Genomic DNA, 519 nt, shown 5'->3' on the forward strand with positions numbered 1-519 from the left:
ATCAAATAGTAACAAGAAAATAAACCGAAAACGCTGTGAATATTAATGAGTATATGACTGAGAGGTCAAAGATAAGGTTAAGTTAGTAAGGGCGCACGGTGGATGCCTTGGCACTAGGAGCCGAAGAAGGACGTGACAAACGACGAAATGCCTTGGGGAGCTGTAAGTAAGCGTAGATCCAGGGATGTCCGAATGGGGGAACCCAACAGGTAGATGCCTGTTACCCGTATCTGTTAAGGATATGAGGAGGAAGACGCAGTGAACTGAAACATCTAAGTAGCTGCAGGAAGAGAAAGCAAAAGCGATTGCCTGAGTAGCGGCGAGCGAAAGGGCAAGAGGGCAAACCGAGAAGTTTACTTCTCGGGGTTGTAGGACTGCGATGTGGACTTAAAGATTATAGAAGAAGACCTTGGGAAGGGTTGCCAGAGAGAGTAAGAGCCTCGTATTTTAAATAGTCTTTATACCTAGCAGGATCCTGAGTACGGCGGGACACGAGGAATCCCGTCGGAATCTGGGAGG

The 519-nt window shown here is 47.4% G+C and carries 1 rRNA gene; it reads left to right on the top strand.

From position 1 onward, the window contains the following. Positions 1-75: 75 nt before the first annotated feature. A 23S ribosomal RNA gene (locus tag HMPREF2887_RS02690) occupies positions 76-519 on the top strand; the annotation flags it as partial.

Source organism: Streptococcus sp. HMSC071H03, from assembly GCF_001813035.1.
In the GTDB taxonomy this organism is placed as follows: Bacteria; Bacillota; Bacilli; order Lactobacillales; family Streptococcaceae; genus Streptococcus; species Streptococcus anginosus.